The 25900-nt window shown below is 52.0% G+C and carries 29 protein-coding genes and 1 riboswitch; of the genes, 5 read left to right on the forward strand and 24 right to left on the reverse strand.

The genetic code is table 11. From position 1 onward, the window contains the following. Positions 1-4 precede the first annotated feature (4 nt). The 12 genes from B0X71_RS15145 to speE form a co-directional block, all read right to left on the reverse strand. Complete coding sequence (locus B0X71_RS15145; RefSeq protein WP_077590205.1) at positions 5-553, reverse strand: bifunctional adenosylcobinamide kinase/adenosylcobinamide-phosphate guanylyltransferase; 549 nt, start codon at positions 551-553, stop codon at positions 5-7. Continuing rightward, positions 535-1614 carry a pyridoxal phosphate-dependent aminotransferase gene (locus B0X71_RS15150; protein ID WP_077590206.1) on the reverse strand — a complete coding sequence of 360 codons (1080 nt, stop codon included), beginning with the start codon at positions 1612-1614 and terminating at the stop codon, positions 535-537. Before B0X71_RS15150 ends, B0X71_RS15145 begins: the two co-directional genes overlap by 19 nt. After that, entirely contained in the window at positions 1589-2554 is a 966-nt protein-coding gene (gene cbiB, locus B0X71_RS15155) for an adenosylcobinamide-phosphate synthase CbiB (RefSeq protein ID WP_077591029.1), read from the reverse strand. The genes B0X71_RS15150 and cbiB overlap by 26 nt, the downstream gene beginning before the upstream one ends. Further along, positions 2548-4011, reverse strand: coding sequence for an adenosylcobinamide amidohydrolase (locus tag B0X71_RS15160; RefSeq protein ID WP_077590207.1), 1464 nt, complete (start codon positions 4009-4011; stop codon positions 2548-2550). Before B0X71_RS15160 ends, cbiB begins: the two co-directional genes overlap by 7 nt. A 1-nt stretch (position 4012) precedes the next feature. After that, complete coding sequence (locus tag B0X71_RS15165; protein ID WP_077591030.1) at positions 4013-5005, reverse strand: FecCD family ABC transporter permease; 993 nt, start codon at positions 5003-5005, stop codon at positions 4013-4015. Continuing rightward, positions 4998-6041, reverse strand: a complete 1044-nt coding sequence (locus B0X71_RS15170; protein WP_077590208.1) for an ABC transporter substrate-binding protein — start codon at positions 6039-6041, stop codon at positions 4998-5000. The genes B0X71_RS15165 and B0X71_RS15170 overlap by 8 nt, the downstream gene beginning before the upstream one ends. A 106-nt stretch (positions 6042-6147) precedes the next feature. Further along, a riboswitch (cobalamin riboswitch) is annotated at positions 6148-6335 on the reverse strand. 42 nt (positions 6336-6377) lie between these two features. Continuing rightward, the gene (gene argS / locus B0X71_RS15175) at positions 6378-8039 is read right to left on the reverse strand and encodes an arginine--tRNA ligase (RefSeq protein ID WP_077590209.1); all 1662 of its coding nucleotides are present in this window, start codon (positions 8037-8039) and stop codon (positions 6378-6380) included. After that, positions 8036-8446: a YwiB family protein gene (locus tag B0X71_RS15180; protein ID WP_077590210.1), complete on the reverse strand. Its 411-nt coding sequence runs from the start codon at positions 8444-8446 to the stop codon at positions 8036-8038. The genes argS and B0X71_RS15180 overlap by 4 nt, the downstream gene beginning before the upstream one ends. Positions 8447-8540: 94 nt before the next feature. After that, a complete protein-coding gene (locus B0X71_RS15185; protein WP_077590211.1) occupies positions 8541-9212 on the reverse strand; it encodes a uridine kinase family protein in 672 nt (223 codons plus the stop codon). A 111-nt stretch (positions 9213-9323) separates the two neighbouring features. Beyond that, positions 9324-10532: a cation:proton antiporter gene (locus tag B0X71_RS15190; protein ID WP_077590212.1), complete on the reverse strand. Its 1209-nt coding sequence runs from the start codon at positions 10530-10532 to the stop codon at positions 9324-9326. Positions 10533-10653: 121 nt separating this feature from the next. Further along, complete coding sequence (gene speB, locus B0X71_RS15195; RefSeq protein WP_077590213.1) at positions 10654-11526, reverse strand: agmatinase; 873 nt, start codon at positions 11524-11526, stop codon at positions 10654-10656. A 3-nt stretch (positions 11527-11529) separates the two neighbouring features. Continuing rightward, positions 11530-12363 (reverse strand): spermidine synthase, encoded by an 834-nt coding sequence (gene speE, locus B0X71_RS15200; protein WP_077590214.1) that lies wholly within the window; start codon positions 12361-12363, stop codon positions 11530-11532. A gap of 576 nt (positions 12364-12939) precedes the next feature. Between speE and B0X71_RS15205 the strand changes: the two genes are divergently transcribed. Continuing rightward, positions 12940-13440 carry a GNAT family N-acetyltransferase gene (locus B0X71_RS15205; protein ID WP_077590215.1) on the forward strand — a complete coding sequence of 167 codons (501 nt, stop codon included), beginning with the start codon at positions 12940-12942 and terminating at the stop codon, positions 13438-13440. Positions 13441-13691: 251 nt separating this feature from the next. Here the strand turns inward: B0X71_RS15205 and B0X71_RS15210 are convergent, their stop codons facing one another. Further along, positions 13692-14216: a YwhD family protein gene (locus B0X71_RS15210; RefSeq protein ID WP_077590216.1), complete on the reverse strand. Its 525-nt coding sequence runs from the start codon at positions 14214-14216 to the stop codon at positions 13692-13694. A 63-nt stretch (positions 14217-14279) separates the two neighbouring features. On the opposite strand from B0X71_RS15210, the gene B0X71_RS15215 reads away from it, so the two are divergent. Then, the gene (locus B0X71_RS15215; RefSeq protein ID WP_077590217.1) at positions 14280-14465 is read left to right on the forward strand and encodes a 2-hydroxymuconate tautomerase; all 186 of its coding nucleotides are present in this window, start codon (positions 14280-14282) and stop codon (positions 14463-14465) included. 9 nt (positions 14466-14474) lie between these two features. On the opposite strand, the gene B0X71_RS15220 is transcribed toward B0X71_RS15215, so the two are convergent. From B0X71_RS15220 to pta, 4 genes are all read right to left on the reverse strand, one after another. Further along, positions 14475-14981 (reverse strand): YwgA family protein, encoded by a 507-nt coding sequence (locus B0X71_RS15220; RefSeq protein WP_077590218.1) that lies wholly within the window; start codon positions 14979-14981, stop codon positions 14475-14477. A 1-nt stretch (position 14982) separates the two neighbouring features. Next, positions 14983-16287: an HD domain-containing protein gene (locus B0X71_RS15225; RefSeq protein ID WP_077591031.1), complete on the reverse strand. Its 1305-nt coding sequence runs from the start codon at positions 16285-16287 to the stop codon at positions 14983-14985. Between the two features lie 62 nt (positions 16288-16349). Next, on the reverse strand, positions 16350-17168 hold the full coding sequence (locus B0X71_RS15230) for a lipoate--protein ligase family protein (RefSeq protein WP_077591032.1): 819 nt from the start codon (positions 17166-17168) through the stop codon (positions 16350-16352). 3 nt (positions 17169-17171) lie between these two features. Beyond that, positions 17172-18122 (reverse strand): phosphate acetyltransferase, encoded by a 951-nt coding sequence (pta, locus tag B0X71_RS15235; RefSeq protein WP_077590219.1) that lies wholly within the window; start codon positions 18120-18122, stop codon positions 17172-17174. A gap of 175 nt (positions 18123-18297) precedes the next feature. Between pta and hemQ the strand changes: the two genes are divergently transcribed. After that, positions 18298-19047 (forward strand): hydrogen peroxide-dependent heme synthase, encoded by a 750-nt coding sequence (gene hemQ / locus B0X71_RS15240; RefSeq protein WP_077590220.1) that lies wholly within the window; start codon positions 18298-18300, stop codon positions 19045-19047. Between the two features lie 600 nt (positions 19048-19647). On the opposite strand, the gene B0X71_RS15245 is transcribed toward hemQ, so the two are convergent. From B0X71_RS15245 to B0X71_RS15260, 4 genes are all read right to left on the reverse strand, one after another. Beyond that, on the reverse strand, positions 19648-20025 hold the full coding sequence (locus B0X71_RS15245; RefSeq protein ID WP_077590221.1) for a DUF423 domain-containing protein: 378 nt from the start codon (positions 20023-20025) through the stop codon (positions 19648-19650). 25 nt (positions 20026-20050) lie between these two features. After that, positions 20051-20326, reverse strand: a complete 276-nt coding sequence (locus tag B0X71_RS15250; RefSeq protein ID WP_077590222.1) for a YwdI family protein — start codon at positions 20324-20326, stop codon at positions 20051-20053. A gap of 62 nt (positions 20327-20388) precedes the next feature. Beyond that, positions 20389-21063: a uracil-DNA glycosylase gene (locus B0X71_RS15255; protein ID WP_077590223.1), complete on the reverse strand. Its 675-nt coding sequence runs from the start codon at positions 21061-21063 to the stop codon at positions 20389-20391. Between the two features lie 16 nt (positions 21064-21079). Further along, the gene (locus B0X71_RS15260; protein WP_077590224.1) at positions 21080-21781 is read right to left on the reverse strand and encodes a DUF4230 domain-containing protein; all 702 of its coding nucleotides are present in this window, start codon (positions 21779-21781) and stop codon (positions 21080-21082) included. A 64-nt stretch (positions 21782-21845) separates the two neighbouring features. Between B0X71_RS15260 and B0X71_RS15265 the strand changes: the two genes are divergently transcribed. Both B0X71_RS15265 and thiD read left to right on the forward strand, forming a co-directional pair. After that, positions 21846-22097 carry a hypothetical protein gene (locus tag B0X71_RS15265; RefSeq protein WP_077590225.1) on the forward strand — a complete coding sequence of 84 codons (252 nt, stop codon included), beginning with the start codon at positions 21846-21848 and terminating at the stop codon, positions 22095-22097. A gap of 61 nt (positions 22098-22158) precedes the next feature. Continuing rightward, entirely contained in the window at positions 22159-22992 is an 834-nt protein-coding gene (thiD, locus tag B0X71_RS15270) for a bifunctional hydroxymethylpyrimidine kinase/phosphomethylpyrimidine kinase (RefSeq protein ID WP_077590226.1), read from the forward strand. Positions 22993-23134: 142 nt separating this feature from the next. Here the strand turns inward: thiD and B0X71_RS15275 are convergent, their stop codons facing one another. Genes B0X71_RS15275 through B0X71_RS15285 form a run of 3 tightly spaced genes read right to left on the reverse strand, consistent with a single transcriptional unit; the run spans position 23135 to position 25895 of the window. Beyond that, positions 23135-24010 (reverse strand): GNAT family N-acetyltransferase, encoded by an 876-nt coding sequence (locus B0X71_RS15275; RefSeq protein ID WP_077590227.1) that lies wholly within the window; start codon positions 24008-24010, stop codon positions 23135-23137. Beyond that, complete coding sequence (locus B0X71_RS15280; RefSeq protein ID WP_077590228.1) at positions 23997-25031, reverse strand: ABC transporter permease subunit; 1035 nt, start codon at positions 25029-25031, stop codon at positions 23997-23999. The genes B0X71_RS15275 and B0X71_RS15280 overlap by 14 nt, the downstream gene beginning before the upstream one ends. After that, positions 25032-25895 (reverse strand): ABC transporter permease subunit, encoded by an 864-nt coding sequence (locus tag B0X71_RS15285; protein ID WP_232336710.1) that lies wholly within the window; start codon positions 25893-25895, stop codon positions 25032-25034. Between the last annotated feature and the right edge of the window lie 5 nt (positions 25896-25900).

Raw genomic sequence — 25900 nt, forward strand, 5'->3', positions numbered from 1 at the left:
CGGTTCACTTCCTTTTCTGTGCCATTCCGAATTCAATTTCGATCGCTTCATCCGCTTCAGCGGCGAGCCATCGGTGCATCATGCCGAGCCAGCGCTGATAAATTTCGCTTTGGACCGGTTCATCCAGCACTTCATTGGATACGATAACCACAAGCCCAGCTATCTCGCGTATATTTCGGATCGCCTCCTGCAGCAATCGCCATTTCCTGTCCATGCAGCCGGGAATGGTTGCGCATTCGGCACCTGTCTCCCAGCCATCGTATAGCTCGTTTGCCAAATAGGTGGTCAGGCAATCCCAAAGTACAGCATCCCCTTTTTTCAAATGAGATATGGTCTGAGCAAGGTCGGTCGGCTGCTCGATCGTCAGCCAGCCTAGTCCTTCCCGTTCATTGCGATGCCGCTGGATTCGCGCTTCCATTTCAGCATCGCTCGCCTTGCCGCTCGCAATATAAATCCGGCGGGCTGAATCCACTTCCAAGATTCTCTTTTCAGCATAATTGCTTTTACCGCTTCTGACGCCGCCGCACACAAAAATTAATTTCCCCGCAGCCATCCGGCGATCGCCTCCCGTAAGGCTTCCATATCAGCCGATGATTTCATGCCGATCCGGAACCATTCCCCGTCCATTCCGTTGAATGAATAGGTATGCCGGAGAATCAAACCTCTTTGCAACATATCTTTTAAAAAACGGGCGGGATCATACGATGGAGGCAAACGGAATGACAGAAAGTTCACTGCAGAATCTGTCACTTTGCAGCCCGCGCCTGAGAGAAATGCGGTCATCTTTTGCCGTTCCGCCACAGCCGCTTCCCGAATCATCCGCCGGTACCCGCTTTCTTTGAAGCATTGCGCCCCGATTGCCGCTGCCAGTGCATTCACATTCCAGTGCGCCGCGCCGGCTGTGAGTTCTCTAATTACATCCCCCTGGCCAAGAACATAGCCAAGGCGCAGTCCTGGCAATGCGTACATCTTCGTCATGGAACGGATGATTGTTACATGCGGATTGGCGGACAGTTGCGGAACAAAGGAAAAGGCCTCTCCGGCAAAATCCATGAACGCTTCATCAATGACGAGCTCACAATCGGCCGTCCTGCATATGCCGGCAATCCGTTTCATGTCCTCAGGCCGGATCAGCGCACCGGTCGGATTATGCGGATTGCAAATATAGAAAGCCGCGCAATCAGCCAGTAAGGGAGCCAGCTCATTAACCGGCAATGCCCAGGCGTCATCCGCCTCCAGCTGAATCGTTTTCACTTGTGCCCCTTCCGCTTCCAGCGTTTTCCGGTATTCAGAAAATGCCGGCTCCGCGAGCAGCACCCGCTTTCCGCGGTAACGGCGGGCAAGCCACGTGAACACTTCCGCAGCGCCATTTGAGGCAGCGACTTGGTCCGGACTGACGGAATGAAAAGAAGCGGCAGCCGTCCGGAACGGTTCGGCTGCCGGGTCCGGATAGCGGGTGATGGCCGGCAGCAGCGCCGGCCATTGCTGGCGGATGAAGTCAGGCGGCCCGAACGGATGGACATTCTCACTGAAGTCCAAAAGCCGCACCGGCGGTTCCAGATTCAATTCTTTATAAAGACGGAGCGGGTTAGCTCCATGGTCCGGCAAATTCAATGCACAGCCCTCCTAACGCAAAAATCAGTAAAAACAGCAAAGATACCCGATGCATATGTGTGACGGTTTGCGGGATATGCTTTGCTTCAAGCGGGAATACCAGTGTGCCCATATGTGCTCGAACGGATGGTGCACCGTTATATGTATTGGTGCCGCCGAGCCGGATGCCGAGTTGAACAGCGGTCGCCGCTTCCAGCCAGCCGCTGTTCGGGCTCGGATGCTTCCGGGCATCCCGCATCCATTCAGTGAAGCGCTGCCGGATGGTCAGCTGCCGTTCATTCCTGGTCGCCAGCAGCAATAATGCCCCGGTCAGCCGGCTCGGCACGTAATTCAGCACATCATCCAGTTTTGCCGAAGCAAAGCCAAAATGCTGAAAGGCTTCATTTTTATAGCCCACCATCGAGTCACACGTATTGACGGCCTTGTACAGCCAGATGCCCGGCGCTCCAAGTAAAAAAGCCCAAAACAAGGGGGCGGTCACACCGTCACTTGTGTTTTCCGAGACCGTTTCAACCACACCGCGCACAATTTCACTTTCGTCCAGTTCTCTCGTGTCCCGCCCGACAATCCAGGATAATTTTTCCCTCGCTGTCCCGAAATCCTGCGCGGCAAGCGGATGATAAACATCGGCGGCCGCATCCCGCAGACTTTTCTGTGCCAATCCCGAAGCGATCAAAAGCGTTTCAGCAGCGAATCCGGCCATCCAATGGACAGCTGATGCCGCCCAGACAATGGAGGCAGCTATACCGGTTGCGGCTGCCGTCACTGTCAGGACCAGAAAAAATCCGTTGCGGAATGCATGCGGCGGCCGGTTCCATCTTTTCGTCAATCGCGCGATCAAGGTGCCGATCCACCTTACCGGATGTGGCCAGCCCGGCGGATCACCAATGAGGCGGTCCAGGAGAAAACCGGCTGCGATGGCGAAAATATGACTTACCATTTTTGTTTCGCTTCCATATACAGCCGGATCGCTTCCACCGTACATTCAAATACCCCCGTACCGATGAGCGCACCAAGTTCAGTCACCGGTCCGGCATACGGCAGCTTCTCTCCTTGCTGGGTTGCAGCGATCAGACAGCTGTCCGTCGATGTACCTGTAGCGATTGTGTTCGTCAGCGGATCCCGCACTTCTTCCTGGAAGAGCGCTTTTGTTTTCGCTTCGGTCGCTGTGATCATCGCCTGGATGAACGCTTCATCCGACAGTGTGCCGTTCACGAGTACCCACGTATTGATCGTGCCCACCTGCACAGCGCGCTCAGCAGCACGCGAGACATCCACCGCGTTTCCAACGCCGGCTGTGACAGCGATGATAACCGATCCGAATGCCCCCTCGTATTCCTTAACGATTGCGTCTTCTGTCCTGACCGCCGTCATCATGGCAACGGTATCCGTCACTTTATAGCCGCATTTTTCAATGAAAGCCGTCATTTCTGCCGTGCTGTCATCGCAATTATAATCCACGGACACATGGCGGTTCAGGAATGTCCGATACCAGCCGGCGCCCGCATTGACGACTGCTGACGAAACGGTCTTTAATGGAACCGGGCTTTCCAGTGTCACCATATCAACAGACAGCTTCAGGTCTTCGGCATGGATGCGTGTCCGCGCCGATTGCCGCTTCACTTCCGGAAGCAGGGTGATCTGCGGTTTCGGCAGCTCCGGGTGGGGGTGATTGCTGATGCGGGTCCGGTACACCGCCTGGATCTCTTTTTCTTTCACGACTTCGTGTGGCTCTCCATATCCCGCAACTTCTCCTTCATTCAGCAGTAACAGCTGGTCACAGTACATGGAAGCTAGATTCACATCATGGAAAATTGACACCACTGTCAATCCTTTATCAATTGCTTGTTTTTTTATTGTATCGAGCAGTTCTTTCTGGTGATTGATATCGAGATGGTTGGTCGGTTCATCGAGCAGCAGGACCGGCGCATCCTGCGCCAGTGCCTGAGCTACAAACACCCGCTGCTGTTCACCACCCGACAGCTGATCGAGCAGCGTCCGGCTGTAGCGGGTGATATCCATCAGCTGCATCGCTTCCTGCACGGCAGCTTCATCTTGTGCTGACCATCCGGACAGCCAGCCGCCCTGATGCGGATAGCGGCCGAGTGCCACGGTTTCCTGAACGGTATGCGAAAAGGCATGCGGATGAAGCTGCGGCAGGACCGCCATTTGCCGGGCCAGTTCTTTCGCTCCGAATTGGGCCAGCCGCCTCCCGCCGATCTCGATGGTTCCGGATTTCGCCGGCAGCACGCCGCTGATCATTTTCATCAGCGTGGATTTCCCGCTGCCATTCGGCCCGAGAATGCCCAGCACTTGCCCTTTTTCCACTTCAAAAGAGATGCGTCGGATGATTTCACGTCCGCCGTACCCGCCGGTTAACTCTGTAATCTTCAGCACATTAAGCCCTCCCTTGTCTTTGCCGGAAGAAAATATACGCAAATACCGGTGCCCCGAGCAATGCCGTAATGACGCCGATCGGCAGTTCCGACGGCGAAATGATTGTTCTTGAGACAAAATCACATAAAACGAGCAGCGTCGCTCCATTAATAAATGACAGCGGAAGCACATGCCGATGATCCGCTCCCCAAAGCAGGCGGACCATATGCGGCACGACGAGGCCGACAAAACCGATCGTACCGGATACCGCTACGGCAGCACCGGTCAAAAGCGAACCGCCGACCAAGATCACCAGCTTCCGTTTCCGGACATCCACGCCCAAATGCCTCGCCCGGTCTTCCCCGAACAGCATGGCATTCAGCTCCCGGCGGTTCAACCACAGCATAAATGAACCGATGAACACAAACGGCAACACCATCCAGACATGCGGCCAGCCACGCATTGATACGCTGCCGAGCAGCCAGCTGATAATCTGGCGCAGCTCCTCGCCGCTCAGGGCGACAACGAGGGAAATGACCGATCCAAGAAAGGCGCTGAAGATGATTCCCGTCAGAATGACAGTCTCCATCTTCATCGCTTTATCCACCAATTGGGCGAATCCGATCACGGCAATCATGGTGATCAGTGCACCGGTCATGCTCATCACCGGCAGTGTGAACAGTCCTAAAACCGGAATGGAAAGACCGAAAAAAAGCGTCGTCACAGCGCCGACTGAGGCACCGGACGACACTCCGAGCGTGTATGGATCCGCCAATGGGTTCTGAAGCAACCCTTGGAATGCAGCACCGGCGATTGCAAGGGATGCCCCTACAAGTCCGGCCAATATAACCCGCGGCATCCGGATATCCCACAAAATACTCGCAGCCGTTTCATCTGCTCCCGGATTCCACAAGATATGGAATGGAATCGGGACTGTCCCGACTGTCACGCCCAGAACCACCGATCCTGCCAATAACAGGCAGGAAACGATGTAGGCAATTGCTGTTTTACTCACTGTAAATTTCCGGATAGACAGCTTCCCCAATAGCCTGAAGCCCTTCTGTCAGACGAGGACCTGGACGGGAAACGAGATCTGAATTGACATCGATTACCGCTTCATTTTCCACGGCCGGCACTGTACCAAATCCTTCTCGGGACATTACCTGTTCCACTGCATCCGGAACGAATGCGCCATATGTCGTCAAAATAACTTCCGGATTCCATTCGACGATTTGTTCCGGATCCACATTAATCCAGCCTTCCTGGTCACCGGCGACATTCTCAGCGTTGATAATTTCCAGCATCTCGTGCATGAATGTATTTGATCCGGTCGTATAAATGTCCGGCGTTCCGGCCACTTCAACAAATACGGATTTCGGCTCTTCCACTTGCGCTGCCTGTTCGGCAATTGCTGTGACTTCTTCCTGCATTTGCGCTACGATTTCTTCCGCAGCTGCCGTTTCCCCTGTCAATTGACCAATTGCTTCAATCGAAGCGTATACTTCTTCGAAATTCGTCGCATCGTCTACTACATATACCGGAATACCGGCGTCACGCAGCTGCTGATAGCCTGCAGTTCCCAATCCCAGTCCGGATTCATGCCCCAAGACGATATCCGGTTGCAGACTTACGATTTTTTCCACGTTGAATTCCTGACCGCCGACTTTCTCTACGTCAGCCACTTCTTCCGGATAATTCGCAAAGTCGGAGACACCGACGATATTTTCACCTTCGCCAAGCGCATAAGCAATTTCCGTATTAGAAGGAATCAAAGATACGATTGCATCCGGCTCTTCTTCAATCACGACTTCTTCACCCGTTACATCCGTGACAGTCAGCGGATAGGCTACCTCCTCAGCCGCAGCTTCCTCTTCAACAGGTTCCGCCTCTTCCTCCACCACTTCTGTTTCTTCTTCCGTGACTTCAGTTTCTTCTTCGGTGACTTCAACTTCCTCTTCTGTCACTTCAGTCTCTTCCGCAGTATCCCCACAGCCGGCGAGCACCATCGCAGCAACCGCGCTGCTCATTCCGAATTTCCAATAACTCTTCATATTTTCTCCTCCAATTCAAATAGAAAACGTCTCCCGCGGGCATGCGGGAGACGCTGAAAGTCACGTGAAAGAACTACGCGCACTCAGCCTGTTTCCCGCAGGCTCTTGGGTGTGGCTCATAAAGGCAGGTCTCCTGGCTCGTGATCAAGGCAGTCTGCACCTTCCCGAAGCAATTGCTTCAGTGGTTTTTGCAGACAGCTCACACTTACAGTGGCGGGACCGCGCCGGAATTGAACCGGCTTCCCTTTTAACCTGCCGTGTTCAGCGGCAGGCACCTTTATGCTGTCAAATTCTATTGTTCAGTTGTTTATTATACACCAAAAACCGGAATCCGCACTACATTCTTTCCGGAGCTGCGACACCGACGAGCCGCAACGCGTTGGCAATCGTCGTTTTCACGGCCACTGCCAATGCCAGACGGGCGCCGGTCAGTTCCGGATTTTCCGGATCCACCACTTTGTGCGCACCGTAGAAGCTGTGGAATGCAGCCGCCAGTTCGTGGATGTACGTCGTGATGCGGTGAGGTGCCCGGTGTTTTGCCGCTTCTGCTGTAATCTGAGGGAAGTCGCCGATTTTCTTCAGCACATCGATTTCCTTTTCTTCAGTCAATAAATGCAGGTTATCTGTCGATGCGGCAACCTTTTGTTCATCCGCCTGGCGGAGAATCGAGCAAATGCGGGCATGGGCATATTGCGCATAATACACCGGATTGTCGTTCGACTGGGATACTGCCAGGTCCAAATCGAAATCCATATGGGAATCGACGGAGCGCATCGCGAAGAAATACCGGACAGCATCCAAGCCGACTTCCTCGACGAGCTCACGCATCGTCACGGCTTTGCCGGTCCGCTTGCTCATCTTCACTTTTTCGCCGTCTTTGTACAAGTGCACCATTTGCGATACGAGCACTTCGAGCGTATCCGGCCCGTAGCCTAGCGCTTCGATCGCCGCTTTCATGCGCTGGATATAGCCGTGATGATCCGCTCCCCAAATATTGATAAGCTTATCGAACCCGCGCTGCAGCTTATCCTGATGATAGGCGATATCCGGCGTGAGGTACGTATATGACCCTTCCTGCTTGATCAGCACCCGATCCTTGTCATCGCCAAAATCGGTCGAGCGCAGCCATGTGGCGCCGTCTTCTTCATAAATATAGCCGTTGTCTCGCAATTTATTGAGCGCTTCTTCAATTTTGCCGTTCTTATAAAGGGACGTCTCCGAGAACCACACATCGAATCGCACGCGGAAATCCGCCAGATCCTGCTGCAGTTTCGCGAGTTCCACTTTCAGTCCGTACTCGCGCATTGCGTTAATGCGTTCGCCCGGTGACGTATGGACATATTTATCGCCCACTTTTTCCACCAGCTGTTTGCCGATGTCTTTAATGTCTTGCCCCTGGTAACCATCAACCGGCATCTCCGCATCGATGCCGAGCGCTTCAAAATACCGGACTTCAAGCGACTTGGCAAGATTGTTGATTTGATTGCCTGCATCGTTAATGTAATATTCCCGGGACACGTCATACCCGGCAAAATCTAGCACGTTGCTCAGGGAATCGCCGACTGCCGCGCCACGCGCGTGCCCGAGGTGCAGGTCGCCTGTCGGATTTGCGGACACGAACTCCACTTGGATTTTCTCACCGCCACCTGCATTCGAACGGCCGTAATCGTCCTGCTGTTCAAGTACTGCCTGGACCGCTTCAAGCAAATAATCTTTTTTGATTGTTAAGTTAATGAAGCCGGGACCCGCCACATCGATCGTCTTGATATTCGCCGCGTCTTTATCCAGATTTTCCAGAATCGCTTCCGCAATGGCACGCGGCGGCTTTTTCGCAATGCGTGTCAGCTGCATCGCAATATTCGTTGCATAGTCGCCGTTTTCTTTATTTTTCGGTGCTTCCAGCTGCACATCAACCGGTTCGTCCGTAAGTCCCGCTTTCTTGACGGCCTCGGCGAACGCGTCCTTGATCGCCTGCTGTGCCTGTTCTACTGCATTCATGATGTAACCTCCGTGTATATGATTTCCATTTTATATTCACCGACCGCTGAAGCGCCCATCGCCAGATCATAATGGACGAAAAACCGGGTGTCACTTGCGACTAATTCATGGGTCGCCGTCGTCAGCAAAAATGTGCCTTGTTCGTTTGTATAATTGCCCTGCTGCTCCGCGTCCAATAAAAACGGCAGTCGCATATCAAGTCCGCCGCTCCGCAGAATCAGCGCTTCCGTTTCTCCAATCTTCACGGTCGTCCTGATATCGAGCTCATCCTGTTTTTCCTCATACTGCAGGTACCGCTGGCCGTTTTTGACCGTCATCGTCCCCGATGACCACAGTTCAAACGTTTCCGCTTCCGTTCCGGGCTGCTGGATGGTCGTTGTAAGTCTGATTTTCACCGGTGTTCGCATCGCCGGCCGCCTCCCTCCGCTGAATGATAACCTTCTTATTATAGCGCGACGGAATTGTGGTTTTCAATCATATTAAGACGGGGATGCAGAAGATTCAATTCTCTGTACCGGGCCTTTGAAATGAATTCAGCGAATTCTTCTCCACTCGTGCTGCGTCATTGGAATTGTTGATAATGATATCGAATTGTGCGCTGTACGTATGCATGAACACTTCATACTGAATCCGGCGCTCGGCGTGGGACTGCCGCAAATACGTCAGGTCCATGCCCCTTTCTTTGATATCACGACCGGATCTTCTCTGAAATTCCGTATCCCCGTCCGTGTAGACGTAGAGGTTCAAGTCGAATAAATCCGGATTGCTGAAGGCGACAGACATCCCTTCGACAATCGCCACATTCCTGTCCGCAGACAGCACTTCACTTTTCATGAACGACGTATCGATTGTAAAGACGTCAAGTCCTGGGCGGAGCATTCGGATATCCCGCTCTAAAGCGGCCACATGATGGGCTGCCGGGTGGCACGCTGTCATTTTGTCCTGATGTTCTTCGTTCTCGTATGTATAGGAAATCCGTGTGTGCTTCCGCACGTTCGAGCTGATAATATACGGATCCGTGTTCATGTAATTTACTTGCTCCCGGTTCAGCCGGTTCATCAGCCCATTCGCAAAAGTCGTTTTCCCGGCCGCCCCGTGCCCTGAAATGCCGATAACCAGCCGTCTGTCAGCAGCATTGAGCCAATCCGCGATTTCTCGTACTAATCGATCCATCCTTCTTCCTCCCTTAATCTGCAGTCTTTATTATAGGCTAACGCACCCGGTACAGAAAAGAAGGCATGGCCGCCGCCACACCTTCCCGTTTAAATCGCTTAATTCATTTTATCAAAGTCCGAGTTTCCGGATCAGCGGTTTGATGGTCAGCCCTTGGACGATTAAGGAAAACAGCACAACCGCGAATGTCAGCAGCAGGATCGTCTCCCGCCCTTCAAATGCCGGCGGCAGGCTGAGCGCCAACGCGATGGATAGACTGCCTTTCAATCCGCCCCAATTCAATAGAATCCGCTCTTTCCGGTTCAGTTCCTTTGCCGGCATCGTGCTGAGGAACAAGGCAATAATTCTCGCACCGACCACAATTACGATGGCCAGCAGGATGACACCCCATTGTCCGGTAAAGTCGATATTGCGGATTTCCAGTCCGACGATAAGAAAAATCAGCGCATTCGCAATAAGTCCGATAACATCCCAAAATGAATTGATATTGCGCTCGGTAATCTCCGACATGCCGATTTTACCGCCATAGTCACCAAAGACGAAGCCGCCGGCGACAACGGCGATAACGCCTGAAACGTGCAGCTGTTCCGCAATGAAGAAACTGCCGAAGAATAACAGTGCGGAAACGGCGATTTCAAACGGATAATCATCGTAGAAGCGAATCACTTGGGAGAAGATGAAGCCAAGGATGACGCCTACCAAAACGCCGCCAATAGCAAAGCGCAGGAACATCCAAATGCCGCTTCCGAGTCCAGCCCAACCCATTTCCAAGTATGTAAGTAAATAAAGAGAAGAAATCTGGAACAGCACGACGGCAATCCCGTCATTGAACAGCGATTCGCCTTCCATGATGGTCGACAGCTTTTCCGATACACCGACCGATTTGAAGATGGACAGCACGGAAATAGGATCGGTCGCACTCATGAGCGCTGCGAATGTGAAAGCAACCGCAATCGGCAAGCCGATCAAATAATGGGTGCTGAAGCCAATGATGAGAAACGACAAGAGCGTACCGCCGAGCGCCATGCCGACGACCGTTTTCCGGCGTGCATATAAATGATGAAACGGCAGTTTCAATGTCGCATCCCCTAATAAAATCGGCAGGAATAATGAAATGATGATAATTTGAAAGACGTTCGATTGCGTAATGAACGCTTCTGCCCGGTCGATAAATGGAAAACTGGTGATTCCGAGAACCAGGCCAACAAGCACGAGCGCGATCGTGTCCGGCTGGTTAAGTTTTCTTGCAATGCCAATGACTGCAATGGCAATGGCAAGCAGCAGTAAAATCTGCATGAAGGTTTCGTTGAATTCGTGCATTCCGTGTTCCTCCTGTTCTGAAGGGTCCTCTTACAACCATTTCTCTAATTCCCGGCCGATAAACCTCCGGGCGGCAGCTGAATTAAAAAAACGGCCCCTGATCGGAGCCGTTTGTAATCAATCAGCGCACCCAGCCGAGCAGCATTTCCCGGATGAGTTTGCTTGCTGTGTTTGCTGTCTGATCGGAATGATCATAGACCGGTGCCACTTCAACGAGATCGAATCCGACAACGTTGACTCCTGAAGCCGCAATAGCATGGATGGCGGCGAGCAATTCGCGCGACGTGATGCCGCCAGCGTCGACTGTGCCGGTTCCAGGCGCGTGCGCCGGATCCAGTACATCAATGTCGATCGTGATATACACCGGACGCCCGTCAAGCGTCGGCAGGACTTTCTTCAACGGCTCAAGCACTTCGAACTTCGAAATGTGCATGCCGTTTTCTTTTGCCCAATCGAATTCTTCTTTCATTCCGGAACGGATGCCGAATGAATACACATTCTTCGGTCCAATGACGTCCGCGATTTTACGGATCGGCGTGGAATGGGAGTATTCGTAGCCTTCGTAATGTTCACGAAGATCGGTATGGGCATCCATATGGATGACGGCGAGATCGTCGTATTTCTCGGCGACCGCCTTCATGACCGGCAGCGATACGAGATGCTCGCCGCCGAGACCGACCGGGATTTTGTCGTCTTTTAATAATTGATGAATGTAATTATTGATGATTTCAAGGCTCTGTTCCGCGTTGCCGAACGGCAGCGGTATGTCCCCTGCATCGAAGAATTTCACGTCATCGAGATCCCGGTCAAGATACGGGCTGTACTCTTCCAGACCGATCGACACTTCGCGGATCTTGGCAGGACCGAAGCGGGAGCCCGGACGGAAAGATACCGTCCAGTCCATCGGCATGCCGTAAATGACCGCTTTGGATTCTTCGTAATTCGGATGGCTTTTAATGAACACTTTGCCTGAATACGTATCGTCAAAACGCATCGCTTATTCCTCCGTCAAATCTTTCACGAATTTCGGGAGAACGAAGGAAGCATTATGCAGTTCTTTTGTGTAGTATTTCGTGTCGATGTCATGGAACCGCTCTTCTTTCACAGCGAGCGGATCATACTTTTTCGAACCGATCGTGAACGCCCACAGACCGCTCGGGTACGTCGGGATATTCGCCGTATACAGTTTTGTAATCGGGAAGATTTCCTTCACGTCTTTCTGCACCTGTCGGATAAGATCCGCTTTGAACCACGGGTTATCTGACTGCGCGACGAAAATACCGTCTTCTTTCAGCGCTTTCGAGATGCCTGCGTAGAAACCTTTTGTGAATAAATTCACGGCAGGACCCACCGGCTCGGTCGAATCGACCATGATGACATCATAGGCATTTTCCGATTCCGCAATATGCAGGAAACCGTCGCCGACCATCACTTCCACGCGAGCGTCCTCGAGCTTGCCGGCAATTGTTGGGAGGTACTTTTTCGAGTACTCGATCACTTTGCCGTCAATGTCGACGAGCGTCGCTTTTTTCACTTGCGGGTGCTTCAGCACTTCCCGGATGACACCGCCGTCACCGCCGCCGACAACGAGGACATTTTCAGGGTTCGGGTGCGTGAACAGCGGCACGTGCGCAACCATTTCGTGGTAGACGAACTCGTCCCGCTCGCTTGTCATAACCATGCCGTCGAGGAACAGCATATTGCCCCATTCTTCCGTTTCCGCCATTTCCAAGAGCTGAAAATCCGTCTGCTCTGTATGTAACGTCTTATTGACTTTTAATGTGATGCCGAAATTATCTGTCTGTTTCTCTGTGTACCAGAAACCAGCCATGTAAACATCAAACTCCTTTACTTGTGCATATAGTTTAAAAGTATAAATGTTTTCATTGAAAGTGCAACCGTTACGGCTGCGGATTGGAGGTGTGCCGGATGGTGTTGTAAGATAGCCGGGACTTGGTGTGTTTGTTTTTAGTGGAGTCAAGCGGGTGCTGCTTGCTGGAGTTGATTTTTGTATGGGGATAGCGGTGATGATAAAAGATTTTTGATATTCGATTTATGATTTTGATTCTCGGACGGGTGAATGCATTTTAAAACCAGCTGAGTGCTCTTTAAGATGCCGTGAATGCGTTTTAAGATGATTTGAGTGAATTTTAAAATCGGGCGAGTGCTCTTTAAGATTGGTTGAGTGCACTTTAAAGCTTCTAAAATCGTTAACGGAGCGAGGTTCATGCTTGGGAGTGACAAGTTATTGATTTTTCGCTTATGAATTTGGTTCTCGGACGGGTGAATGCATTTTAAAACCTGCTAAGTGAATTTTAAAGCATTCAATCAAGCGGGAAATTCTTATTTGCTAAAGCTGTCATGTATGCTGTATAAATACAGCATACTTTCAAAGGAGCTGACGCGGATGCTGATCAGAAAAGCACATGAGACGGAATACGATGAAATCCGGCGCGGACGGATTCATGCATATGAGCAATATATGGAGCAATTGCCGGAAGCCCATTGGTACGCATTGAAAGGAACGCTGTCTTCCGGAAGCGAGCTTCACGCCGGCGCTGAACTATTCATTGCGGAAGCAGCCGGTGACATTGCCGGAAGCGCAGTGCTGTTCCCTTCTCAAAAAGCGGCGTATGAGTGGGAGACCGGCTCGCTGGATTATCCGGAACTCCGCATGCTGGCGGTTAACCCGTTGTTCCGGAACCAAGGTGTGGGCAAGTCACTTGTGCTGCACTGCATTCAGGAAGCTAAGGAAGCGGGGCATTCGTTTATCGGCCTCCATACCGGTGAATTCATGACGGATGCTATCGGGCTGTATGAACGGCTCGGTTTCGAACGTGTCCCGGAGCTGGATTTTTCACCACTGGACGACGGAATTACCGTGAAGGCGTTCCGCCGGGAAATTTAATCAATATAAAAAAGGTTTTCTGCAGCAGGGAAATAATTCCCGGCACAGAAAACCTTTTTTGCCTGACAGCGCAAGGCAGGAAGCATGAGCCCGCGGGCTTGGGAGTTCTCACAAGCGCATGCGCCCTGTCTGCCAGTCAGGTGTCCTAGCTTTCTATTTGAAAGCACTGTACTCAGTTTACTTATTTTTTTCAGCAACTTCAACCGCCGGACGGTCTTTGGCCGAAATGTCATAAATCGTTCAAGGATGGTTCAGACGGTCAGCGCCTCGTGCAGTTCTTCCGGGCTGCGCTCCCACATTTCAGGGCTGTGGCCTTTCAGATATTCCCGTAGCACTTGTTTTGATGCGGCATCCATGTCAGCGACCATGATTTTCCGCTTCATCGACTTGTCCATGCGGTTCACATGATCAGCGAGAATTTTGTAACCGCGCCGCTTTTCACGGTTCACGACCATCTCGCATGCGGTGACGCCCGCGTAATACGGCCCTTCTTCCAGGTAATCGATTGTCACCCAGACCAGCCAGTAATCCTTGCCGCCTGCGGAATCTTCCCGGTTTGTGGTGAATTTGATCCCTTTTTCCGTGACGCTTCGCGCATGCATTGCCCCGATATCGACTTCTGCTGTCTTTTCTGCCACGTCGATAATCACCGGCGAGACATTTTCAAGCGTTAATGAGCCGATGCCATACCCCTTGTGTCCACCGGTCGGGTCATTTTTTATAATTGTAAAATCAAGTTTCTGTTTCGGTGTCGGCTGATCTTCACTGTTTGCCATATCCGGAATTCCTCCATTCTGATATGATTTGAGTAGTCCAACTAAAAAGGAGCTGTTCCTATTATGCCATATGTGACGGTTAAAATGCTCGAGGGGCGTACGGAAGATCAGAAGCGTGCGCTGGTTGAAAAAGTGACGGCAGCGGTATCGGCAACGACCGGTGCGCCGCCTGAAAAAGTAACTGTCTTCATCGAAGATCTTAAGAAAAGCAATTACGGCGTCAACGGCAAATTGCAGAGCGATGTGTGAAAACTCCCATTACGGGAGTTTTTTCATGGTCTGCAGGCTGTCAATAAAGGAAAATGCCTCATCAATTTCTTCATCTGTGAAATTCAGCTTTCCTTTGACGATATGCAATTTTTCAACACATTCTTCCCGGGACAGATCTTCGAAATAAAGGAGCGTCGCGGTCAGTTCCAGAAAACGGGAACTTCTTTCATTGAGTGCTGCCGCCAGCTTTTCGTCACCTGTCTGCGCCCCAAGCGCCGAGCGGAATTCATGCCCTTCATCGGTTACAGCATATGTATACTGAATATAGGAGCCTTTGTCCTCCAGTGCTTCGGCCAAAAACCCCATGTCGCAAAGTTCCTCGATCCGCACCGCCAATTCCTGTGAATACGGTCCGTAAATATGGAATTCATATTTCTCCTGAAACGGCAGCTCGAGTTTCTTCGCAATGTAGATCATTTTCTGAAGTTTTTTACGGCCGGTCACACCTTCCGTCAGCGCGATAAAGTCCACAATGTTTGCATGTCCTTGCAGCACGTTATCTCTCCCCTTCCCTGATCATGTCCCGGATCTGCTGTTTGACTGCTTTCTTTTTACCGTCGGTCAGCAATTCTTCCGGAAAATATAATTTATAATCTGTCCGGCGCTTGCCTGAAATCGCGTCAACGATTTGCGAGGAGCGGGACAATTCCTTGATTTCATTGTTCGGCATCAGCAAATGAATCGGCAGCCGCTCGCCTTCTTCCCCCGGCCGGTAAAAATCGTATGGCAGATCCGATGAGGAATCATCCACGAGGTAATATTCCGGATCGATGCCCGCTTTTGTGAATAAAACCGCGAGTTCCGCCAGCTTCCGGAAGTCCTTGCCGGGATCGAACTCGATATATTGAAACAGGCGCCGGTTGACGAACCGGTCACTTAAGTCAGACAGAATCGGATCATCTTCTTCCATCCACAGCTGAAAATATGTCATGAGGATGGATTCATCGAGCGCCAGATACTCTTTGAGTGTAAAGGTCCGGTCAAAAAATGACTGAAAATGACGTAGCGGCTGTTTGAATTCATAGCCGTTCGCATCCAGTTCCTTCGCCCGCTGCAGGATTTTCCGGAGAATGACTTCGGCACTCCGGGCAACCGGATGGAAATAAACCTGCCAGTACATCTGATATCGGCTCATGATGTAATCTTCGACGGCATGCATGCCGCTCAATTTGATGACGACCTGATCTTCAAGCGGGCGCATGACACGCAAAATCCGCTCCATATCAAAATGACCGTACGATACCCCGGTATAATAGGCGTCCCGCTGAAGGTAATCCATGCGGTCGGCATCAATCTGGCTCGAAATCAGGCTGACGACAAGTTTATTCCGGTACGTTTTTGCGATGACGTCCGCCACATCCTGCGGGAATCCGGATGACACCCGGGCGAGCACTGCGTTGACTTCCGTATCGCCCAGCAGGATGCGGCGCGTGAAATCCTCATGATCCACATTGAACACTTTTTCAAATGCATGCGAAAACGGTCCATGCCCCAAATCATGCAGGAGCGCGGCACACAGGCTGACAAGCCGTTCCCCTTCGTTCCATGCATCCCGTCCCGGGAAGACATCATCGCAGATCCGGCGAACGATTTCATAGACGCCGAGCGAGTGATTGAAGCGGCTGTGTTCCGCTCCGTGAAACACCGTATAAGATGTGCCAAGCTGTTTGATGCGGCGGAGCCGCTGGAATTCCCGGGTGTTCACGAGATCCCAGATGACTTGGTCCCGCACATGGATATAGCGGTGAACCGGGTCTTTGAATACTTTTTCTTCCGCCATCTTCTGCGTTGCGTAACCCACAGGCACACCTCCCATTTCCTTCAAGTATAGCGAAAAAACCACCTCCGAAAAAGGCGATTTTTTCACACGCCCGCTTCCAGCATTTTCGCATTGCGTTCCACGACGCGGTTCAGGTAATACGTATAGCGTTCCATTTCTTCCGGTCGCAGCATGCCCGGCTGCGGCCGGCCGAGCAGTTCATGAAGGTTTACAACCGTCTCCTGAACAGTAACGGAACGGCCGAGCAACTCGCTCAATGATGACATGACATCCGGTTCGATGACCGGATAGGTGAATTTGGTCGGCTGACCGGCAAGACCGGCCGCATAGAAATCTTTAATCAATTCCGCGCGCGCCGATCCGCTGCCTTCGATGCATAAATACACCTGCACGGCGATGCCTTTGCGGATGCGCCGCTGTGAAATGCCGGCGAATTTCTTTCCGCCGATACTGAGGTCGTACGTGCCTGGGCAGTAGGAGCCGATAATTTCATAGGCGTCGATCTGCGCTTCCGGGAATAATTGCCGGACGAGGTCCACCATCAGCTCATAACCCGCCGGAATGTCAATCGGGGTTTCCCGTTCGGACAGCACGAGCGAAATATTCAGCACCCCGGAATCGAGCACGACTGCGAGACCGCCGGAATTGCGGACGATCGGCTCATAGCCCCGCTCCCGCAATACGTGAAGGCCTGCGTCGATTTCCGGCAGCCGGTGATCCTGGATGCCGAGCACGACCGTGTCATCATGCACCCACGTACGGACAGCGGATATACTCTGTCCGCTGCCCACCAGTTCGCACAGCGTATCATCCGCCGCGAACGATTCGAGCGCGGAACGGTTCCGGCCGCTGATCGACTGGTCCCAGAACCGCCACTCGTGCTCCGTAAAAAATGAATCCATCATTTATTCCCCTTCAGGTAAACTTTGTGCTGCCGTGATAAGCGCCAAGTTATAGGCATCTTCCACCGAGCAGCCGCGCGACAGATCATTCACCGGGGCATTGAGCCCCTGGAGGATCGGGCCGACCGCTTCCATGCCGCCGATGCGCTGCGCGATTTTATAACTGATATTGCCGGCTTCAAGCGACGGGAAGACGAATACGTTCGCCTGCCCTTTCAGCGGGCTGTCCGGTGCTTTTTTCTCGGCAACGGATGGCACGAACGCAGCGTCGAACTGCATTTCGCCGTCGACCGGCGTATCGCCAAGCCGCTGTTTAGCAAGTTCTGTCGCTTCGGCGACTTTTTCCGTTTCTTCTGTGACCGCCGAACCTTTTGTGGAAAATGACAGCAGGGCGACTTTCGGATTGATGCCGAATGCCCGTGCCGTTTTCGCGCTTTCCGCTGCAATTTCCGCCAGGTCTTCTGCTGTCGGCGCAACCGTGATTGCACAGTCGGCAAAAATGTAACGATCTTCACCTTTTGTCATGATGAACGCCCCACTTGTTTTCGACACGCCTTCTTTCGTCTTGATGATCTGAAGCGCCGGGCGCACCGTATCGGCTGTCGTGTGGGCGGCACCGCTCACGAGTCCATGGGCATTTCCGGTATAGACAAGCATCGTTCCGAAATAATTCGGATCCTTCAGCTGCTCGCGGGCTTGTTCAGCGGTCGCTTTTCCTTTGCGGCGCTCAACGAACGCTTCGACGAGATCTTCAAATCCCGGATAAGTATCCGGTGAGACATGCTCACAGCCTTCAATTTCCTTTGAGGCATTGATGACGACGGGCGTGATCAGCCCTTCTTTTGCCAGGCGTTCGGCCGCTTGGGCGATCCGTTCATCTTCCCCTTCCGGAAAAACGATGCGAAGCCTTTTGCCTGTGATTTTCTGTGCCAGTTCGTTAAATAAATCCGCCATGATTATTCATCCTTTCCGTCCTGTCTTCTTCCATTCAGTTTACCCGATGGACCGCTCCCTGAAAACAGCGGGACGCGTGGCAATCCGGTGACAGCCGCTGCCACCTGCAGACGGGACCTGCGGTGTATGCTAAACTGGAAAGGTGAAAGTTTTATTTAAAAGGAGTGTTTGGTCAATGAATGAAGCCGCAATTACACTGGATGGCTGGTATGTGCTGCACGATTTCCGTTCGATCGACTGGGTCGCCTGGAAAATGCTAGACGAAGATGAGCGCCGTGCCGCCGTTGAAGAGTTTACCGCATTTCTGAATAAAATCAATAAGACGGATGAAGCAAAAACAGGCGCGCACGCCCTGTACACAATCGTTGGACAGAAAGCTGATTTCATGCTGATGATCCTGCGCGAGACGATGGACGAGCTCCAGGAGATTGAAACGGAGTTCAACAAACTGACGCTTGCTGCTTTTACCGTCCCGACGTACTCGTATGTATCCGTCGTGGAGCTGTCGAATTACCTGGCAGGCAAATCCGATGAAGATCCGTATCAAAACCCGCATGTCCGCGCGCGTCTCTACCCGGAACTGCCGCGTTCGCAATACGTGTGCTTCTATCCGATGGACAAGCGCCGCGAAGGCAACGACAACTGGTACATGCTTGGAATGGATGATCGTCGCGCCATGATGGCGAGCCACGGCAAAATCGGCCGCGGGTATGCCGGCAAGGTGAAACAGATCATTTCCGGTTCGATCGGTTTCGATGATTACGAGTGGGGCGTCACGCTGTTCTCGGACGACGTGCTGCAGTTCAAGAAACTCGTGTACGAAATGCGTTTCGATGAAGTGAGCGCACGTTTTGGCGAGTTCGGTTCGTTCTACGTCGGCACCTTGCTTGATGCTGATAAGTTTACGAAAATGCTGGAAGTTTAATAATGGGGGAAGCTGATGCCGGATATCCGGTGTCAGCTTTTTTTGATTTGTAGTGGAAAAACGGTAAAATTGCGATTGAAATCGGCTGGATGCTCTTTAAGATTCCGTGGGTGCTCTTTAAGCCGTCGCGAATGCACTTTAAGATTCTGTGAGTGTATTTTAAACGCCAGCCGACAATCAATACGGGAACTTCAATTGTACCTTTTTCGCAAGTGTTTCTCCGTTCGCAAGTATTCACCATGCTTTAGCAAATAACCTCCGCTCTTTCGCAAGTACTCACCAAGATTTCACAAGTAATCACGGAAAGCTTGCAAGTATACAGGTATCTTTCATTAATCGGCCCCCGAGTTTTGCTAGTTGTCTCCTGAGTTCCACTAGTTGGCTCCTGAGTTCCGCAAGTTGAACCATGAGTTCCACTAGTTGTCTCCTGAGTTACGCAAGTTGAACCATGGGTTCCACTAGTTGGCTCCTGAGTTCCGCAAGTAACCTCCTGAATTCCGCCAGTTGATACTCTTCATTTTCTCCTCCCACTTCCTCCCCTTCTCGCCGATCGTCCACAAAACCGCATTAATTTGTCCAAAACAAAAAGCCCTCTGAATGTCAGAGAGCTTTCAAAGCGGCGACGATCAGCATGATCCAGCCGGCGAGGAACGCCAGGCCGCCGATCGGTGTGATGGCGCCAAGTATGCTGATGCCGGTCAGGCTGAGAACGTACAGACTGCCGGAGAAAATCACGATACCGGCGAGTAATAAGTAGCCGGCCCAGTTAAGTGAAGAGATCGGTCCGATGAACGCGGTGCTCATCAGCAAGCCGACGATCAAAAGACCGGTCGCATGGAACATCTGGTACTGCACAGCGGTCTGCCAAGTGGCAAGGTATTTATCCGCCACGCGCCCTTCCAAGGCATGAGCGCCGAATGCGCCGAGTGCAACCGATAAAAACGCATTGATGGCACCGGCAATCAAGAAAAATTTCATGTAAACCCAACCCTGCTTTCCTCAATTAAAAATCAAACAGTGAATCCCCGTTCGCATCGTCTTCCTGAAGCGGCGTCTCGTAAAGGTCCCGTGGTGCTGCCGGCTGCACAGACGATTGCGGTGCCGGCCTCGGAGCCGGTACCGGCTGCTGCGGACGCTGTGGCGGCTGATCCTCCAGTACGATATCGCATAATGCGCGGATGGCCGCAAGCGTTTCCCGCACATGACCGGCATCTTCCGGGCGCACGCGCTCCAGGTGCCGTTCGATTTCCGTCAGGACCCGGTCGGAAGGAATATTCATGATGTGTCACTCCTCCCCTTGTTAGCCTGCATTCACTTTCCGTTTTCTATCGTACCATGAAGTCAGGCGAGGCAGAAGTCGATTGGGTCTTCTCCGCGTTCTTTTAACAATTCGTTCACTTTTGAGTATGGCCGGCTGCCGAAAAAACCGCGTTTTGCGCTGAACGGGCTTGGGTGCGGCGCTTCAATCACATCGTTTTTATCCAGATCGATGAGTTCTTTTTTCGCTTGGGCCGCTTTGCCCCAAAGGACGAAAATGACCGGTTTTTCACGCTCGGACAGTTTGCGGATCACTTCATCCGTAAATTGTTCCCAGCCTTTGCCTTTATGGGAATGTGCTTTGCCTTTCTGTACGGTCAGCACTGTATTCAGCATCATGACGCCTTGTTCAGCCCATTTTGTCAGCGTGCCGTCTTCCGGAATTTCACAGCCGAGATCGTCTTTTAATTCCTTGAACATATTGCGGACACTCGGCGGTTTTGTAATCCCCGGCTGCACCGAGAAGCTGAGGCCATGCGCCTGGTTCGGCCCGTGGTATGGATCTTGCCCGAGAATGACGACTTTCACGTCATGGAAGGGTGTTGTCTCGAATGCTGTCCAGATTTTGTCCTTTGGCGGGTAAATGGTTTTGTTTTCGTACTCTTCCTTCAGAAATGTGCGGAGCACCTCATAATACGGTTTGTCAAATTCCTCTCCGACCACTTCCTGCCAGTCGTTTGATAAAATTTGCTTTGTCATCGCACTCATCCTTTCCTTATTTGAATCGGACGGTCACGTCATAACCGACGAGTCCGAACATATCCCGCACCGAGCGGGAAGCATTGTCTTCTGCCAGCTGCAGGACTCCTTGTGCCTCGGCTTCTTTTTTCATAAGTTTTTGTGCTTCTTCCGCCAGCGTGTACGCCTCGGACAGGTCAGGGTCACCGCGGAACATGCCTTCATGTGAATAAATCTTGATGTCTTTCAGCATCAGTTCTGGTTCACCGAGCAGTTTCGGTTCAGGCAGCAGGAGAATCGCAGTCTGTGCCTCTTCGTCCACCGTAATGTCATCCGCTGCTATACTTGAGAAATCAACACCCGCACGGACTTTCCCCGGTATTACGACGAGCAGCTGACGGTCGGTTCCCGGGACATCGAATCCAATATCCCGGCCGAATAATTGATTGTCATCCTGCTCGATAATCACTTTTGTGTACGCTTCTGCCGTTGACAGCTCGTTCAAGTCCTGCAGCCGCTCCACAATCGAGCTTTGGGACTCCTGAAATGTATTGCCGCTCTGTAAATACCAGAACACGCCGAACGGCAATGCCGCAGCGAGCAGCACAATGAGCACCGAAATCAGGAAAATCCAATTGCGCCAACTGCTTTTCGGCCTGCCCCTCCTTCCCTCTTTTTCCCTGTCTTTCACTTCGTTAAGCTGCCTTTCGATTTCTTTGTAGCGCTCGTCATCTGACAACAAAATCCCTTCCTTCCTCGATATGATAAGATAAACACAGCAATTACTTTTTGAGGTGATGCATGTGGACGACTTCCGGCAAAAAATCAAAGCAATTATACAAACAGACGGATCCGCGGCTCCTGAACCGGTCAAAAAGGCGGCAATGGGCTGCCTGTCAGTAGTTCTGCTTGTTGTGTCCGTTTTGATCCTATTAATCAGCATGGGCCTTTTTCAAGATGGCAGCTGGCTGTTCGGCAGTGTGCTGTTTCTGTTTTTCCTGCTGACCGCAGTCATGGCTGTCACCGCTTTCCCCCTGAAGCAGGATTCATTGTAAAGCGCCGCCTTTTTGTTAAAATGAATGAAGAATACAATTCACTGATGGAGGTTTTGGAATCATGACGCTAAAAAAAACATTAACGATCGCAGGATCGGATACATCCGGCGGCGCCGGCATACAGGCTGACTTGAAAACATTCCAGGAATACGGCACATACGGCATGACGGCATTGACAGTCATCGTGACGATGGACCCGGATAACGGGTGGAGCCATGGCGTCCACCCGGTACCGGTCGAAACGCTGCCGCCTCAGCTGAAAACCGCTTTCTCAACCGGCGTGGATGCTCTGAAGACCGGCATGCTTCCGACAGTTGAAATCATCGAAGCTGCCGCAAAAGGCATTGCGGAATCCGGCGTTGAGCAAGTAGTCATTGACCCGGTTCTCGTATGTAAAGGTGAAGATGAGGTGCTGTTTCCGGAAAACGTCGACGCCATGGTGAAACATCTGCTGCCGATTGCCCAAGTCGTTACCCCGAATTTATTCGAAGCGGGCCAGCTATCAGGTCTCGGAAACCTCGAATCGATCGACGACATGAAACGTGCAGCTGAGATCATCCATGAACGCGGCGCAAAAACAGTCGCCATCAAAGGCGGCAAGCAGCTGCCGCACGATAAAGCGGTGGATCTGTTCTTTGACGGCAGCAAGCATTATCTGCTGATTACGGAACGTTCGGATACTTCATATACGCATGGTGCCGGCTGCACATTCGCTGCCGCCATCACTGCCGGACTCGCAAACGGCTCTTCCGTTTACGATGCCGTCGTTGATGCGAAAGCATTCGTATCTGCGGCCATCTCACACGGCTGGAAGCTCAATGAATTCGTCGGTCCGGTCATGCACGGCGCAGTGAACAGCTTCGGGTATCCTGAAGTGACTGTTGAAGAAGCATAAAATGATTCAGGAAGGCGGCCCCGTGTCGCCTTCCTTTTTTGTTTAACCTTCTTTAAAGGAAGTTATACCTGTTTCACGGGATTTTTCCGCTTTCAGCCTTTGCACACAAAAAATCCCGCCGATTCTTGGCGGGATCTTCTGTTTACAGTTCTTTCGCCATATCGACTTGCTCTGAAGTGACTTGGAATCCCCGATCGTGCAATATTTTGAGTGTATCTGCACTTCTGGTGACCGGAATATTCACCGCTACCCGCTTGATTTCTCCAGTAAATCCGTCGAAGGTTTCAGCGAGCAATTGTCCGATCACTTTGCAGGCGTCCTGAATGGCAGGATCGGCCTCGCATTGCAGCAGGACCGTAGCGGTATGCATACCAGTTTCATCATAAGCTTTCCGGAAAACGGCATACCCTGCAGGCTGGCCCGTCTCATCAAAAGCGATGAGCGCTTCGCCGCCTTTCGCGCTTTGCCACAGCGTCTGCCATGGATAAGCACTGCGGTAGAACGGAAGTTCACCTGCTTTTTCCGGGATCGTTCGTTCAGTCCGGAAGAATCGGGCCGGCTCCATGCTGTGCTCCACTTCCCCGTGCAGATGAAGAAACTGCAGCCGGTCGATGATCCGGTAGCCCACCTTCTCATATAACGCGATCGCCGGGTCATTTTCCTTGATGGCTTCGAGTGTCGCTGTCTGTACACCATTGGCCTTGAAAATAGCCAGTGTCTGTTCCATCAATTTCTTGCCGATTCCGCTGCCCCGTAAGGAAGAGGCGACGCCCGTCCCCCCATTCCAGCCGATTTTCTTGTTTCCGGATTTTCGGATGCCATTGAGTACGAGCCCGGCCGGTTGCCCGCCATGGAAGACGACGAGCGACAGTTCCGGAGCCAGACCTTCCTGATCCAGCCGTTTTTCAAATGCTTCCGGGGTGGTAGTCATATCGAAAAAATAACCTTCAAATCCTCTGTTCCATGCCTCGGCTCCATCAGCCATCGTACAATCGGCCAGTTTTTCAATGCGGATCACGGGTCACCGCTCCTTCCGATTCCTCCATGCCGGCAAGCCGTACCATCTTCTTCCGCAATTCAGTGCGGTTCCACTCGATGACAGTTTCTTCTTTTGCAGACAGCTTCCGTTTTTTCACCTTCGGATTTTTAGACCGGATATAGCCTTCCATCATGAGCGAAACGGACAGGATCGCGATCGCGATGAAGAGGACCGGTATCAGCGGCAGCCACGGAGCTCCTTGCAGATAGCGGAATGAAGAACCGAACAGGCCGGCCCATTCGAATGAAATGGACATCGGCGGATCAGCCAGCATCGGATCATAACTTACTTTCGTCCCGCCCAGGAACAGATCGAGCAAGCCGAGATGCGCCAACACGATGAATGTCTCGATCACTTGTTGACCGTAGAGAACAGCCAGCTTTTCCCGCATTTGCGGAAATAAATGTTTCCGGATCAGCCGGAATTTGCTGGCACCGAGCGTCCGGGAAGCGAGCACGTATTCTTTCCGGTAAACAAGTGACGCTTCGTTGCCGATAAGTACGGCAATGACCGGCGCCGTCAGCAGCGCCATGATGACAATCTGAATAAAAATCCGCTCCCATAACGTCGTTGTAAAGCCGCCTTCCGGCATCCAGAGAACCGGAAACAGAACGAATGCCGCAAATACACTCAGCGGGATGTAATGCAATGAATCAGCAAGCCCGCCGATCCACGTGCGGTGCCGCCGGAGATAAGTCGCCAGAAAGTAGCCTGCCGGAATGGCGATCAGCATGCGAAGCGCTGCAACCAGCAGGGCAGCAAGGATCGTATATTTCGCGCCCAGCACAATCTTCCCGAGAATGTCATAGCCGAATGGATCCGAACCGAACGGCATGCTTGCATTCGGAGAAATGGGCGGTGCTTCAACTACCCGCCCATTTTCAATCAGAAACTGGACCTGACGGGGTGTGGTGCCCCAAATCCATTCATAAGCAAAGCTGCTGGCTAAAAGCAATGCCAGGACCGAAAAGCCGATGATGAAAAAAGGCTGTTTCCACATTCAGACAATCTCCCTTCCATACAGACGCCGCAGAAAATACCATTCACCGATACTGTACAGGATGAATACCGGCAGGAAAAAACTTAGAACAGTCACCAGGAATACTTCTGGCGTCATATTCTCCTGCCAGAACAAAATGATGCCAGGCAAATTGAACATGAGTTCCAGCACAAATAAATTGGACAGCATGAACCAGACCGTTTTTTTCGATTGAAAAAAAACGCTGGTCATGGCATTGCGGAACATGTGCAGCAGCACGGTGATCGCTTTTGAATAGCCGAGGGAACGCGCGAATTCCACATACAGCTGCCGCTCTTCTTCCTGAAACGTCAGCATGCTGAGCCGGTATAGCTGGATCATCGGCAGAATCATGAGACACAGCACCGGAAGCCAGTAAATGCGGTCATCCCCGAGTACGGCAATGCTTGAGACAAGAATCCCGGTTTTCTTGAAAAATGCGATAACCGCCAGCTGGGCAAGCATGATGACGAGAAGGTCCGGAATGGACTCCAGGAAATACAGGGCCAGCTTGACCTGTTCCCGCCATCGGTCCGGCAGCATCATCGTCAGAACGGTGAATACGAGTGCAGTGACAACTGCCGCGATGATGGCCAAGGTGAGAATTTGCAGCGAGTAACTTATGTACGCGAAAATATCCGGAAACAGCGGCATCTCCTGCTGCGCCCGAAAGTTCATGATGGCGATATCCTGAACCGGCCACAGTGATTCAAGAACGTCCCGGATTGTCCTGAAGTAGATTTCGAGCCGCAGTTCCCCTGCCGCGAACCCGCCTACCAGGACCGGAAGCCCGCTCGCCAATAAAATAACGATCAGCGAAAACAGAAACTTCAGTAAAAATTTCACCCAAC

It is taken from the genome of Planococcus lenghuensis (assembly GCF_001999905.1).
Lineage (GTDB): Bacteria > Bacillota > Bacilli > Bacillales_A > Planococcaceae > Indiicoccus > Indiicoccus lenghuensis.